Source organism: Paraburkholderia aspalathi (genome assembly GCF_905220735.1).
Lineage (GTDB): Bacteria > Pseudomonadota > Gammaproteobacteria > Burkholderiales > Burkholderiaceae > Paraburkholderia > Paraburkholderia aspalathi.
The window spans coordinates 162,523-175,953 of record NZ_CAJNBA010000002.1; the positions used below are offsets into that span (position 1 = coordinate 162,523).

Here is a 13,431-nt window from a genome sequence, read left to right on the forward strand (position 1 = left end):
CCTATATGAAGCCGATCTGGATAGTAGACGACGATCAATCGATTCGCTGGGTGCTCGAAAAAGCGCTCGCCCGCGAAAACTTCGCGACTCGCAGCTTCGCGAACGTGCGCGAGGCATCGGCCGCGCTCGATCACGACAGCCCTCAGGTGCTGGTGTCCGACATCAGGATGCCTGGCGGCTCCGGCCTCGAATTGCTGCAGACCGTCCGTGACAAGGTGCCGGGCCTGCCCGTCATCATCATGACGGCGTTCTCGGACCTGGACAGCGCGGTCGCCGCATTCCAGGGCGGTGCGTTCGAATACCTCGCCAAACCGTTCGACGTCGACAAGGCGGTCGAGTTGATCCGTCGCGCGGTCGACGAAAGCATGCGCGGCGAACAGACGTGGGACGACCGCGTCGCCGATGCACCGGAAATGCTCGGCCAGGCGCCGGCGATGCAGGACATGTTTCGTGCGATCGGCCGGCTGTCGCATTCCGCGGCCACCGTGCTCATTACCGGCGAATCAGGCACCGGGAAGGAACTCGTTGCGCGCGCGTTGCACCGACATAGCCCACGCGCGAATGGTCCCTTCATCGCGTTGAATACGGCGGCGATTCCGAAGGATCTGTTGGAATCCGAACTGTTCGGTCACGAGCGCGGTGCGTTTACCGGCGCGCAGGCTATGCGCCAGGGGCGCTTCGAGCAGGCTGAGAACGGTACGCTGTTTCTCGATGAAATCGGTGACATGCCGTTCGATCTGCAGACGCGCCTGTTGCGTGTGCTGTCGGATGGGCAGTTCTATCGCGTCGGCGGCCACAATCCGTTGCGCGCCAATGTGCGCGTGATCGCGGCGACGCACCAGAACCTCGAATCGCGCGTGCGTCAGGGCCTGTTCCGCGAGGACTTGTATCACCGGCTCAATGTGATCCGTTTGCGTTTGCCGGCCTTGCGCGAGCGTAGCGAAGACATTCCGCTGCTTACGCGCCACTTCCTGCAAAAGAGTGCGCGCGATCTGGGCGTGGAGCCTAAGCGCGTGTCGGAAGAGGCGCTCGCTTATCTGGCATCGCTGCCGTTTCCGGGCAACGTGCGTCAACTGGAGAATCTCGCCAACTGGCTCACGGTGATGGCGCCGGCGCAGACCATCGAGATCAAAGACCTGCCGCCCGATCTGGGCCCCGCGCAAGTTGGCGTGGCCGATCTCACGGGCGGTGGCACCGGCGTGATCGGCACCGGTGAAGTAGGGCTCGCCGGCGGCGCGCCGATCAACGGCATCAGCGCAGCCGCGCATCCGGCCAGTGCTGCCGGCATGCCCGTCGCGACCGCCGTCGCCGCCTGGGAAGGCGGCTTGCGCACCGAAGTCGCGCGGATGTTGCGCGAGAATGCGGCCGACGTGATGGACGAACTCGCGCGCCGTTTCGAAGCGGCGGTGATTCGCGAGGCGCTGGATTTCACGCGTGGCCGCAAGGTTGAAGCGGCGGAGCGGCTCGGCATTGGCCGCAACACGATTACGCGCAAGATTCAGGAGCTCAATCTCGAGCCCTGAGGTTTGTGTGTTTAACCGGAGCGGCTTGTCAGCCGCTCCGGAGCGCAGCGTCAAAGGCTCGCCGGCTCCCACAAGGCATAATCAACGCTGTTTTCATTCAACAGCTGACGATGCCCGCTTCTGCCGCTTTTTTCTCCTGGCCGCTTTCTCCCGATTCCTTTCTGTCGCTCGAAGCGCTCGACGACCCTGACGCACTCGCATGGGTCGAAGCGCAGAACGCCCGCACGCGCGCCGCGTGGTGCAGCAGCGCGGAATTCGAATCGCTCAAACAGCGGCTTGCCGACGCTTATCTGCCGCGCGAGCGGCCGGTCATCCCCGATCGCTGGAAGGACTGGGCCTACGATTTGTGGCAGGACGAACGCAATCCCAAAGGCATCTGGCGGCGCACGACGTGGGCGGCCTGGCGCAGCGGCGCACCTGTCTGGCAGAACCTGCTCGACTTCGATGCGCTCGGTGCGGCCGAAGGCACGCCATGGGTCTGTGCCGAACTCGACATTTTTTATCCGGACGGCGATCGCGCGCTGGTCACGCTGTCGCCGGGCGGGTCGGACGCGCTGGTTGTACGCGAGTTCGACATCGACGCGCGACGGTTTGTGGACGACGGCTTCGTGATTGCAAAGGCCGGCAAGCACACGGCTTCGTGGATCGATCGGGACACGCTCTACGTCGGCTGGGACAACGGCCGCAAGACGCTGACGCGCTCTGGCTATCCGCGCGAAGTACGGCGCTGGACTCGGGGGAGTGCACTGGCCGACGCGCCGGTGGTCTTCAAGGGGGCGTTTGGCGACATCGGCGTGGAGGCCCATTACGATCCGATCGAGCGGCGCCACACGGTGGTGAGCAGCGTCGATTTCTTCGATTCGCAGACGTACTACATCGATATCGATAGCAACAATGGCGCTGCGGACGGTGCCGATGCATGGCACAAGTACGACGTGCCGTCGCACGTCGCGGTCGGCGGCTGGCAAGGCTGGCTGCTGCTTGAGCCGCGCCTCGATTGGGACTGCAATGGCGTGCGCTACCCGGGCGGCGCGTTGCTGGCGATCCGCGAAGCCGCGTTCCTGCGTGGCGAGCGTGACGTGGTGCCGCTCTTCACACCGACATCGCAAACCTCCGCCTGCGAGTGGACGCACACGCGCAACTACCTGATCGTGTCGTACCTGGAAGATGTGCAGAGCAGGACCTCGCTGTGGATCCCGTCGCAAGCGGCCGATCAAGTCTGGCACTGGCATCAGCGTCTCTTTCCCTCACGTGACGATGTGCAGGCCGACGTCTCACCGATCGAGCCGACGTTGAGCGACGAAGTGTTCGTCGATACCGACGACTATCTGCAGCCGCCCGCGTACTGGCTCACCGATCTTGCCCAGAACGACCTGAGCGAGTGGACGTTGCTCGACCGCTGGCCGACCCAGTTCGATGCGACGCCGTTCGCGGTGACGCATGGGCACGCGGTGTCCGCGGACGGTACGCGGGTGCCGTATACCGTCATCGGACCGCGGGTCGCGCAACACGCTGTGCAGGGGCAGATGGCGCAGGCGTACGATCAAACGCGCCCATGCCTGCTCAACGGTTACGGCGGCTTCGCGATTCCGTTACTGCCGGGTTATCTGACCGGGCCGGGGATCGGTTGGTTGGAGCGCGGCGGCGTCTACGTGGTGGCGCATATACGCGGTGGCGGCGAGTTCGGCACGCAGTGGCATGCGGCGGCGCAGGGCGAGCATCGGCAGCGCTCGTTCGACGATTTCATCGCGGTGGCGGAGGCGCTCATCAGCACAGGCGTGACCAGCGCCGCGCAACTCGGCATTCAGGGCGGCAGCAATGGCGGCCTGCTGGTCGCGGCGTGCATGGTGCAGCGTCCCGAGTTGTTCGGCGCCGTGGTGTGCGAAGTGCCGCTGCTTGACATGAGCCGCTATCACCTGTTGCACGCAGGCGCATCATGGATCGATGAATACGGCGATCCGGACGAGCCAGACGAGGCACGCGTGCTGGCCGCTTACTCGCCCTATCATCGCGTGAGTGCGGACGTCGCGTATCCGCCGGTGCTGTTCACCACATCGACTGCGGACGACCGCGTGCACCCCGGACACGCCCGCAAGATGGCCGCGCGCATGCAGGCGCTGGGCGCAGAAAAGGTCTGGTATCGCGAGAACACGGAAGGGGGCCACGGCGGCTCCGATGAGCTGGAACAGGCCGAGCACGATGCGATGGTGTTCGAATTCTTGTGGCGCTGTTTGAGCGGGGCGACGTAGGCCCCGCTCGCCGTGCGTTCAGCCGATCTGGGCGACGACCGGCGCGTGGTCCGACGGCTGCTCCCACTTGCGCGGCACCTTGTCGACATCGCAGGACGAGCACGCCTCGGCGAGCGCTTTCGACAGCAGAATGTGGTCGATACGCAGCCCCGCGTTGCGGCGGAATGCCATCATCCGGTAGTCCCACCACGAATAAATCTTCTCCGGCTGCTCGAACTGACGGAACGCATCGACGAGACCGAGTGCGACCAGCCGCACGAACTCGGCGCGCTCTTCGGGCGACACCAGATTCTGGCCTTCCCACGCTTTCGGATCGTGCACGTCGCGATCTTCCGGCGCGATGTTGTAGTCGCCGAGCAGCGCGAGTTTCGGATACAGCGCCATTTCGCTCGCGACCCAGTCGTGCAGGGCGGCGAGCCAGTTCAGCTTGTAGGCGAATTTGTCGGTGCCCGGCGCCTGGCCGTTCGGGAAGTAAGCGGAAATGATGCGCACGCCCTCGATGGTCGCGGCGATCACGCGTTGCTGCGGGTCTTCGAGGCCGGGGATATTGCGCACGATGCTGCTTTCGTCGACGTTCAGGCCGTCGCGCACCAGGATGCCGACGCCGTTATACGTCTTCTGGCCCGCGAACCAGCTCCGGTAGCCTTTCGCTTCGAGTTCGGCGCGAGGGAATTTGTCGTCGGTCAGCTTCAATTCCTGCAGGCACAGCACGTCTGCGTGGCTGGTTTCGAGCCAGTCGATGACGTGCTGCAGGCGCACTTTGAGGGAGTTGACGTTCCAGGTGGCGATTTTCATAAAGTTCTCACATTCTTGCTGGGCAAGGCTTTGTGGGGCGCTGGCCCCGCGTTCCGCTTTATTTTTGCTTCAGCGACGACCCGTCTGGCGACCCGGATCCGGATTGGCAGGATCGGGTCGATTCCGATAGTCCCGCATCTTATCGCGCGAGACGACCGACGGTGAAAATTGCCCCGGCGGCCGTCAAAAATAAAAGCCCGATGCCGTCATGCCACGGCGTATAGTGGGATCACATTTACGCGCATCGGGAACGCATCATGGCCCAACTATATCCAGCCCTTTATAAGGACTTCGAAGTGCATCCGCTGGTGTTTTCGCGGCAGTTCGACAAGTTCGACGGTCACAAGCGTCATGCCGAAGGTTACGACGTTGCAGTACGCGTGTGCCGGCCGGGCGCGATCAGCGGCTCGAAGGCAAGCCGCGTATTCCGTCTGGTGCTGGCGTCCACGTTCTCCGATTTCGGTGTCGCGAAACGCAGCGCGAGCCAGTATGGCGCGGACATCATCGACGGCAAAGTGGAAGGCGCGACGGTCGAGGATCTCTGAGTAGTCTGCTTATGTGCGGCGTTCACCAGCTGCATGAGCGCGACCCGCAACAGGCACCTCATTTGAAATTATTTCGTCCGATTGTTTGACGTCTCGCGAACCACCCTATATACTCTTTTTCTCTGACGCGGGGTGGAGCAGTCTGGCAGCTCGTCGGGCTCATAACCCGAAGGTCGTAGGTTCAAATCCTACCCCCGCAACCAAGCATTGTTGAAAGCCCGCTAGCGCAAGCTACGCGGGCTTTTTAACTTCTGGCGTTCGCTTTCACGCGTGCATGCGCCGCGTGCACTTGCATTCACTCCTCCGACTCGATCGCCCAGTCCACTGCCGCTTGCGCATGCAATTCGGTCGTGTCGAATACGGGTAACGCCGAATCTTCCGGCTTGATCAGCAAGGTGATTTCCGTGCAGCCGAGAATCACTGCCTGCGCACCGCGCGCGGCCAGTCCTTCGATCACACGTTGATAGACCGCGCGCGATGCGTCATTCACGTTGCCGTGGCACAGTTCGTCATAGATGATGCGGTGCACATCCGCGCGTTCGGCTTCTTCGGGAATCAGCGTCTCGAGGCCGTAGCGTTCGCGCAAGCGCCCCGTGTAAAACGTCTGCTCCATCGTATAGCGTGTACCCAGCAAGCCCACCCGCGCGATTCCTGCGGCGCGCAGCGCCTTGCCGGTCGGATCGGCGATGTGCAGGAATGGCACGTCAATCGCCCGTTCGATCGATTCGTACACGCGATGCATGGTGTTGGTCGCCAGTATCACCAGGTCGGCGCCGCCGCGTTCGAGTTGGCGCGCGGCGTCGGCCAGCTGATCGCCGAGCGCCGTCCAGTTGCCGGCGCGCTGGTTGGCCTCGATCGGCGCGAAGTCGACCGTCAGCATCAGGCTGCGCGCGTTGTGGTGGCCGCCAAGGCGCGCCTTGGCGTGGCGGTTCAGGAGTCTGTAGTACTCGGTGGACGACTCCCAACTCATTCCGCCGATCACGCCGATGGTTTTCATGGTCTTGCTCCGTTGGTGGATGATGCAGGCGGTTGCGTATCGAATGCCAGGCATCGAACGTGTGGAAAGTCGAGTATAGGCGGGCGTTGTCATTCGTAGCCGGTACGCATTCCTCTCCGCCTGCCGGTACGGCGTCCTGCTAAAACGCGGGCACACACTTTCTGACGCCGATAGAATCGCAATCAGTCAAAGAGCGGTCAACAGGAGCGAATCATGGATCTGATTATCCGCCGCGCGACGCTGCCGCCGAGCGCCACGTCACAGCACAAGCAGCACAAAGAGCTGGTCGACATCGGCATCGAAGCGGGCCGCATCGTCGCCGTCGAACCGAATCTGGCCGCGAGCGCGCATGAAGAAATCGACGCCGCCGGTTCGCTCGTCACGCCGCCATTCGTCGATCCGCATTTCCACATGGACGCGACGCTGTCGTACGGTCTGCCGCGCGTGAATGCGTCGGGCACCTTGCTGGAAGGCATCGCGCTGTGGGGCGAACTGAAGCCGGACCTCACGCAGGAGGCGCTGATCGAGCGCGCGCTGCAGTACTGCGATTGGGCTGTCGCGCGCGGTCTGCTGGCGATTCGCAGCCACGTTGATGTATGCGATCCGCGCTTGCTCGCCGTCGAAGCACTGCTCGAAGTGAAGCGCCGCGTCGCGCCTTATCTCGACTTGCAACTGGTCGCGTTTCCGCAGGACGGCGTCTTGCGCAGCGCAGGCGCATTCGAGAATCTCAAGCGAGCGATTGCAATGGGCGTCGACGTGGTTGGTGGGATTCCGCATTTCGAACGCACGATGGCCGACGGCGCGCAGTCCGTGCGCATGTTGTGCGAGTTCGCGGCGGAGCAGGGCTTGCGCGTCGACATGCATTGCGACGAATCGGACGATCCGATGTCGCGTCACATCGAAACGCTCGCCGCCGAAACGCACCGGCTCGGCTTGCATGGGCGCGTCACCGGTTCGCATCTGACCTCGATGCATTCAATGGACAACTATTACGTCAGCAAGCTCTTGCCGCTGATGCGCGAGTCGGGCGTCGCGGCGATCGCCAATCCGTTGATCAACATCACCCTGCAGGGCCGCAGCGATACGTATCCGAAACGGCGTGGCATGACACGCGTGCCAGAGATGATGGCGGCGGGCATCAACGTCGCGTTCGGCCACGACTGCGTGATGGATCCGTGGTACAGCCTCGGCTCGGGCGACATGCTCGAAGTCGCGCACATGGGTTTGCATGTTGCGCAGATGACGGGCGTCGACGGTATGCATGCGTGTTTCGACGCGGTCACGGTGAATGCCGCGCGTATTCTCGGGCTGGAAGACTACGGCGTCGCGCCGGGTTGCGCGGCGAATCTCGTGCTGCTCGATGCGCGCGATCCGGTCGAAGCGATCCGCTTGCGCGCCGCACGGCTCGCGGTGGTGAGCCGCGGCAAGGTGGTGAGCCGTGCGCCTGCTGCGCGCGCGGCGTTGTCGCTGGAAGGGCGTCCTGCCGAGGTGGATTTCAAACTGCATCGCGGTTAGCCGCAGCGCACCGCTCGCGGCGCGCGTTCATGAAAAAAGCCGGTGCCTGCTCTCGCAGGTCACCGGCTTTTTTATCGACGTCGGCGCTATCTACAAAGCCGACCGATGCTTCACCACAAGTTCAATGCGCCGCGCCAGGCGCCATGCCGTTGTGCCGCAACAAGGCGTCGATATTCGGCTCGCGGCCGCGGAACGCCTTGAACGATTCCATCGCGGGACGGCTGCCGCCCACTTCCAGAATCTCCTTGCGATAGCGCATGCCGGTTGCCTGATCGAGCACGCTGCCGCTCGCGGCCTGTGCGGCCTCTTCGAACGCGGCGTACGCATCGGCGGACAGCACTTCTGCCCACTTGTAGCTGTAGTAGCCCGCTGCATAACCGCCCGCAAAAATATGGCTGAACGTATTCGGCCAACGCGAGAACGAAGCTTGCGGCACCACGTGGAAGCGCTCGTTGATCTCGCTCGCGAGCTCGGTGGCGTTCTTCGTGCCGGACGCATCGAAGCCGGTATGCAGTTGCATGTCGAACATCGAGAACACGATCTGGCGCAGCGTGCCGAGACCGCTCTGGAAATTCTTCGCGGCGAGCATCTTGTCGAACAGATCGCGTGGCAACGGCTTGGCCGTGTCGACGTGCGAGGTCATGTCGCTCAGCACGTCCCACTCCCAGCAGAAGTTCTCCATGAATTGCGACGGCAGTTCAACCGCGTCCCACTCGACGCCATTGATACCCGACACGCCCAGTTCATCGACACGCGTGAGCATGTGATGCAGACCGTGGCCGAACTCGTGGAACAGCGTGATCACTTCATCATGCGTGAAGCAGGCGGGTTTGCCGCCGACCGGCGCCGAGAAGTTACAGGTCAGATACGCCACCGGCGTCTGCACGCTGCCCTGAGTGTGCTTGTGACGGCCGCGGGCATCGTCCATCCATGCGCCGCCGCGCTTGCCTTCGCGTGCATACAGGTCGAGATAGAACTGGGCGACGAGGCCGCCGTCCTGATTCTCGACGCGGAAAAAGCGCACGTCCGGGTGCCACACGGCTGCTTCGTCGCGACGGATGCGCACGCCGAACAGCGTTTCGGTGACCTTGAAGAGGCCCTTGAATACGACGTCTTCCGGGAAGTACTGTTTGACTTCGTTCTCGGAGAACGAATAGCGCTTCTGACGCAGGCGTTCAGCGGCAAACGTCATGTCCCACGGCTGCAGCTCGGCCATGCCGAGCTCGTTCGCAGCAAATTCGCGCAGTTCCTTCCAGTCCTGTTCAGCATGCGGGCGCGCGCGCGTGGCGAGGTCTTCGAGGAAGGCCATGACTTGCGCCGGGGACTCGGCCATCTTCGGCGCAAGCGAGACTTCGGCGAAGTTGTTGTAGCCGAGCATGTGCGCTTCTTCGGCGCGCAGCTTCAACTGATCGGCGAGCACGGCCGTGTTGTCCCATTCCGGCTTGCCATTGCCATATTGCGGGCCGAGTTCCGATGCGCGCGTCACATACGCGCGGTATATCGTTTCGCGCATCGCGCGATTTTCCGAGTACTGCATGATCGGGAAATACGACGGGAAGTGCAGCGTGAATTTGTAGCCGGTCTTGCCTTCGCGTTCGGCTGCTTCCTTCGCGGCTTCGATCACGTCTTCGGGCAGGCCGGCCAGTTGCGCTTCATCGCCGGCTTCGACGATGTAGGCGTACGCGTTGGTCGCGTCGAGCACGTGATCCGAAAATGCTTTCGACAAGCCCGCCTGCTTTTCCTGCAATTCGGCGAAATGCGGCTTCTGGTCTTCCGGCAACTCCGCGCCCGACAGGCGGAAATCGCGCAGCGCATTACCGAGGATTTTCTTGCGCTCGCCGGTCAGCGAGGAAAAATCGCTGCTGGCGTGGAGCGCCTTGTACTTCTCATAGAGCGCGAGATTCTGGCCGACGCTCGACCAGAATTCGGTGACGCGCGGCAGATTCTCGCCGTACACCGCGCGCAGCTCCGGCGTATCCGCCACGGCGTTCAGATGGCCGACCACGCCCCAGGCGCGCGACAGCGGTTCGGTGGCGCGTTCGACCGGCTCGACCACGTCGGCCCACGAAGCGGGCGTAATGGGCTGGGCGGCGCGCTCGACGGCGGCGGCCGCATCGGCGAGCAGGATATCGAGGGCGGGGGTGACGTGTTCGGGGCGGATTTCGCCAAAGCGCGGCAGGTCGGAGAAATCGAGGAGCGGATTGTCGTGCTTCGAGGGGGTATTGGACATAAGGCTTCCTGTCTGACGCGGGTGAACGGGTAATCGGTGCATCGACGGGCGCGCGATGGCGCCCCAATGACACTCCATAGAGACATTATTGGGGCTGGGCGCGCCGATTCCAATCCGTCGGTAGACAAATTATCAGATGTCGCGTGACTGTGCGCGGAGGAGCCGGTGCCACACGCGGCTCCGGCGGCTGCAAGGCAATGCGCCAGCGGGTTGCCGCCGCCAGAACCGCTCTCGCAGTGCCGCGGCGCTCTGTGCGAAAGCGAACGGTGCAAATTGCTGCCATGCCACATTCTGGCGCGTCGGCACCCATTAGTGACGCTTTCTGTAAGAGGTATCGATGAACCCGCTTTCGCACGCCCTTTCGCGCAACGGCAACAATTTCGATCTCGTGCGGCTCCTTGCCGCCATCGCCGTGGTGTATGGCAATTCATATCTGATACAGGCGCCCGACGGCACGACGGATTGGGTCCGGAACGCGCTCGGTTTCGACGGTTTTGGCGCACTCGGCGTCTATGCGTTCTTTCTGCTGAGCGGCATGCTGGTGACCGCCAGTTTCGACCGGCAACGCTCGGTGCCGCGTTTCGCCGCGTTGCGCATCGCGCGCCTGTGGCCGGCGGTGGCGGGCGGCTCGCTGGTGACCGTGTTCATCGTCGGGCCGCTGTTCACGACACTGCCGCTGCGCGACTATTTTGCTTCCGGCATGACGTGGGCCAACCTCGACAACTTTTCCAGCATCGTGCTGAAAACCGGCTGGGTGGTGCCCGGTGTATTCGAGCACAACCGCTTTCCAGTCGACGTCGCTGCGCCGCTGTGGACGTTGCCGCTCGAAGTGCGCTGCTATCTGATCGTGATGGCGACCGGCATGCTGGGCTTGTTGTCCAGCGCGCGGGGGGCGGCACTGGCGGCGGTGCTCGGGTGCGCCGCGTTCGTTCTGCGCGTGCATCTGCCGCATCTGCAGATCGGCCTGCGTGACTTCAGCGAAACGCCCGGCGGCTATTCATTCTGGCCGGAGCCGTTTTTCATGCTGGGGATGCTGCTGTATGGCTGGCGCGAACGGATCGACATCAACGGCCTGACGGCCGTCGCGCTGGTGATGGTGTTTCTGGTGTTCCGCGACACGGCCGGCGCTCAACCGCTTTTCTATCTGGCGTTTGTTTACGGCGTGCTATGGGTGGGCGCGACGCCGCTCTTGCGGCGCTTCGTGCCGCGCCACGATTACTCGTATGGGATTTATCTGTACGGTTTTATGGTGCAGCAATGCGTCGCGAATATCGCGCCGCAGTTGAGCCATGTGACGGCGGTGCTGATCGCGGCGCCGTTCATCCTGCTGTGCGCGGCGCTGTCGTGGCACTTCGTGGAGAGGCCGGTGCTGAGGTGGTGCCGCGGGCGTCTTGCGCGCCGGTCAACGACGCTTGGCGCTGGGGTAGTGACGCGGTGAGCGTCATGTTTGACGCCGGGGTTTGACAGTTTGCATGCCGGCGAAATCACTCCGCCGGCATGAACCCTCAGCTTTACGCCTTTGCCGCCGCTTCTCGCTCGGCGGCTTCAATCGTGTTGACCAGCAGCATCGTAATGGTCATCGGACCGACGCCGCCCGGCACCGGCGTGATGTAGCCGGCCACTTCCTTGACACCGGCGAAATCGACGTCGCCGCACAGCTTGCCGGCTTCGTCGCGATTCATGCCGACGTCGATCACGGCCGCACCCGGTTTCACCATGTCCGCCGTGAGAATGTTGCGCAGGCCCGTGGCGGCGACCACCACGTCAGCGTTGCGGGTATGGGCAGCCAGATCGCGCGTCTTGCTATGGCAGATCGTCACGGTAGCGCCCGCTTCGAGCAGCAGCAGCGCCATCGGCTTGCCGACGATGTTCGAGCGGCCGATCACCACCGCGTTCGCGCCTTGCAGCGGAATCTCGTAGGCCGCCAGCATTTTCATCACGCCGTAGGGCGTGCACGGGCGGAACAGCGGGCGGCCGGTCATCAGCGCACCGGCATTGGCGACGTGAAAACCGTCGACGTCCTTTTCCGGGGCGATCGCCTCGATCACCTTGTGGCTGTCGATATGCGGCGGCAGCGGCAGTTGCACCAGAATGCCGTGGATGCGCGGATCGCGATTCAGCTCGTCGATGCGCGCCAGCAGCTCGGCTTCCGGCAGATCGGCCGGATAGCGGTCGAACGACGAACCGAGGCCGTTGTCATTGCACGCCTTGACCTTGTTGCGCACATAGACTTCGCTGGCTGGATTGTCGCCGACCAGCACCACGGCGAGGCCCGGCTGATGCCCGCGGGCGGTGAGGGCTGCGGCGCGCGTGGCGACGTCGGCGCGCAGGGTCTTGGAAAGGGCTAGGCCGTCGATCAGTTTGGCTGTCATGGTCGGTCGAGAAGGGCGGTTTGGAAAGCGGAGCAGGGCACAGGCGCGCGTGCGCGGCACGTGCGATGGCGCTTTTCACCGGAAACGGGTCGGCACATGAAAAGCGCGCGGCGCGAATCAGGGATAAGCAGCGCTGCAAAGTCCGTCATTATACCGGCCCGGCATGGCATGCCATGTACGGATTCCGGGCGAGCGGGCGCGCCGGAATCCGCGATACCTCCAACCGTCGAGCGACTTGTCCCGCTACTCCTGCACAGCCTGCCAGCTATCGTCCGGGTCGAACGATTTAATGGCGGCCGCGGCACGCGCGGATTGCGGCCCGAGGTTCTTCTGATAGACCTGACCGTCCTGATTGACGATAAAGCTCATCACGCCGGTCTTGCCGTATTCGGCCGGCGAGGCGACCAGACCGAACCCTTTGGTCAGCACGCCGTTCTCGACGTAGTTCTGCGCGCCCCCCTTCGCGTGCGCACCTTGCGCCGTCAGGATCCGGTAGTGATAGCCGTGGTACGCCTCTTTCGGCAGGGTGCCGTTGGGCATGGTGGCGGCGAGCGGTCCGAGCGGGCTTTCCGTTTCGCCGGGCGCCGTTGCCCAATACAGGCCGTCATGCTGGCCCTGCGTACTGACGAAGCGCTGTGCGTAGTGCTGGGTCAGGTTGTGATAATCGTTCTGCGCGTCGAGATAGGCGAGCGAGGTCAGGATCGCCGCGTGTTCGTTGCGGCCGATGCGGCGCGTCAGCATCTCGTCCTGCGCGGCGGGCGGATCGAAACGCCAACCCTTGCCAGCCTGCACGAGCGGAATCGGCAAGGTCCAGCCACTGTCGCCGACGGCCAGATGCGCGGTTGCGCGACCCTTGCTCTTCGCCGGGTCCTCGATGATCTGATGTCCCTTCGACCATGCGCCGAGGAACTGGTAGATGTCGTCCTCGCCGATTCCTTCGGAAGGAATGTAGCGATGAAAATCATTGCCGAGTACGTGCTTGAGTGCACCTTCGTCGTTGCGGGCCAGGGCGTCGACGAACGCATTGGCAGCGTCGTCGGCCGTGGGATAGACCGCCTGCGCGTGTGCGGCGGTCGTGCCAAGCAGAAGTACCGGCGCCACCAGCAAGGTGCCGGTCGTGCCAAGGGCGACGGCGAGTGTCAGAACGTGGGCGCGCAAGGCGCCGCGTGGGAATAAGCGAATCATCAGAAACTCCTCTTGATCGT

General features: G+C 63.5%; 10 protein-coding genes and 1 tRNA gene. 6 read left to right on the top strand and 5 right to left on the bottom strand.

From position 1 onward, the window contains the following. Nucleotides 1-5: 5 nt before the first annotated feature. Nucleotides 6-1,523 (top strand): nitrogen regulation protein NR(I), encoded by a 1,518-nt coding sequence (ntrC, locus tag KHO30_RS11715; RefSeq protein WP_093633578.1) that lies wholly within the window; start codon nucleotides 6-8, stop codon nucleotides 1,521-1,523. A 110-nt stretch (nucleotides 1,524-1,633) separates the two neighbouring features. Then, nucleotides 1,634-3,772: a prolyl oligopeptidase family serine peptidase gene (locus KHO30_RS11720; protein ID WP_211701125.1), complete on the top strand. Its 2,139-nt coding sequence runs from the start codon at nucleotides 1,634-1,636 to the stop codon at nucleotides 3,770-3,772. Between the two features lie 18 nt (nucleotides 3,773-3,790). Here the strand turns inward: KHO30_RS11720 and xth are convergent, their stop codons facing one another. Then, entirely contained in the window at nucleotides 3,791-4,567 is a 777-nt protein-coding gene (gene xth / locus KHO30_RS11725) for an exodeoxyribonuclease III (RefSeq protein WP_211701126.1), read from the bottom strand. A gap of 257 nt (nucleotides 4,568-4,824) precedes the next feature. Here xth and KHO30_RS11730 point away from each other — a divergent pair, with 257 nt between their 5' ends. Next, nucleotides 4,825-5,112 carry a hypothetical protein gene (locus KHO30_RS11730; RefSeq protein WP_054038000.1) on the top strand — a complete coding sequence of 96 codons (288 nt, stop codon included), beginning with the start codon at nucleotides 4,825-4,827 and terminating at the stop codon, nucleotides 5,110-5,112. 126 nt (nucleotides 5,113-5,238) lie between these two features. Continuing rightward, nucleotides 5,239-5,315, top strand: a tRNA-Met gene (locus KHO30_RS11735). Nucleotides 5,316-5,407: 92 nt separating this feature from the next. Here the strand turns inward: KHO30_RS11735 and KHO30_RS11740 are convergent. Beyond that, nucleotides 5,408-6,109, bottom strand: coding sequence for an aspartate/glutamate racemase family protein (locus KHO30_RS11740; protein ID WP_200617813.1), 702 nt, complete (start codon nucleotides 6,107-6,109; stop codon nucleotides 5,408-5,410). A 213-nt stretch (nucleotides 6,110-6,322) separates the two neighbouring features. Between KHO30_RS11740 and KHO30_RS11745 the strand changes: the two genes are divergently transcribed. Then, nucleotides 6,323-7,624, top strand: a complete 1,302-nt coding sequence (locus KHO30_RS11745) for an amidohydrolase family protein (RefSeq protein WP_211701127.1) — start codon at nucleotides 6,323-6,325, stop codon at nucleotides 7,622-7,624. A 121-nt stretch (nucleotides 7,625-7,745) separates the two neighbouring features. Here the strand turns inward: KHO30_RS11745 and KHO30_RS11750 are convergent, their stop codons facing one another. After that, on the bottom strand, nucleotides 7,746-9,854 hold the full coding sequence (locus tag KHO30_RS11750) for a M3 family metallopeptidase (protein ID WP_211701128.1): 2,109 nt from the start codon (nucleotides 9,852-9,854) through the stop codon (nucleotides 7,746-7,748). Between the two features lie 337 nt (nucleotides 9,855-10,191). Here KHO30_RS11750 and KHO30_RS11755 point away from each other — a divergent pair, with 337 nt between their 5' ends. Then, nucleotides 10,192-11,292, top strand: coding sequence for an acyltransferase family protein (locus tag KHO30_RS11755; RefSeq protein WP_093633572.1), 1,101 nt, complete (start codon nucleotides 10,192-10,194; stop codon nucleotides 11,290-11,292). A gap of 73 nt (nucleotides 11,293-11,365) precedes the next feature. Here KHO30_RS11755 and folD read toward each other — a convergent pair whose 3' ends face one another. Together folD and KHO30_RS11765 are read right to left on the bottom strand one after the other, a co-directional pair. Then, entirely contained in the window at nucleotides 11,366-12,226 is an 861-nt protein-coding gene (folD, locus tag KHO30_RS11760) for a bifunctional methylenetetrahydrofolate dehydrogenase/methenyltetrahydrofolate cyclohydrolase FolD (RefSeq protein WP_200617819.1), read from the bottom strand. Nucleotides 12,227-12,469: 243 nt separating this feature from the next. Beyond that, complete coding sequence (locus KHO30_RS11765; protein ID WP_093633570.1) at nucleotides 12,470-13,411, bottom strand: DUF2950 domain-containing protein; 942 nt, start codon at nucleotides 13,409-13,411, stop codon at nucleotides 12,470-12,472. Between the last annotated feature and the right edge of the window lie 20 nt (nucleotides 13,412-13,431).

Coding starts and splice junctions, on each gene's coding strand:
- ntrC (WP_093633578.1), top strand. CDS start 6: ATGAAGCCGATCTGGATAGTAGACGACGATCAATCGATTCGCTGGGTG.
- KHO30_RS11720 (WP_211701125.1), top strand. CDS start 1,634: ATGCCCGCTTCTGCCGCTTTTTTCTCCTGGCCGCTTTCTCCCGATTCC.
- xth (WP_211701126.1), bottom strand. CDS start 4,567: ATGAAAATCGCCACCTGGAACGTCAACTCCCTCAAAGTGCGCCTGCAG.
- KHO30_RS11730 (WP_054038000.1), top strand. CDS start 4,825: ATGGCCCAACTATATCCAGCCCTTTATAAGGACTTCGAAGTGCATCCG.
- KHO30_RS11740 (WP_200617813.1), bottom strand. CDS start 6,109: ATGAAAACCATCGGCGTGATCGGCGGAATGAGTTGGGAGTCGTCCACC.
- KHO30_RS11745 (WP_211701127.1), top strand. CDS start 6,323: ATGGATCTGATTATCCGCCGCGCGACGCTGCCGCCGAGCGCCACGTCA.
- KHO30_RS11750 (WP_211701128.1), bottom strand. CDS start 9,854: ATGTCCAATACCCCCTCGAAGCACGACAATCCGCTCCTCGATTTCTCC.
- KHO30_RS11755 (WP_093633572.1), top strand. CDS start 10,192: ATGAACCCGCTTTCGCACGCCCTTTCGCGCAACGGCAACAATTTCGAT.
- folD (WP_200617819.1), bottom strand. CDS start 12,226: ATGACAGCCAAACTGATCGACGGCCTAGCCCTTTCCAAGACCCTGCGC.
- KHO30_RS11765 (WP_093633570.1), bottom strand. CDS start 13,411: ATGATTCGCTTATTCCCACGCGGCGCCTTGCGCGCCCACGTTCTGACA.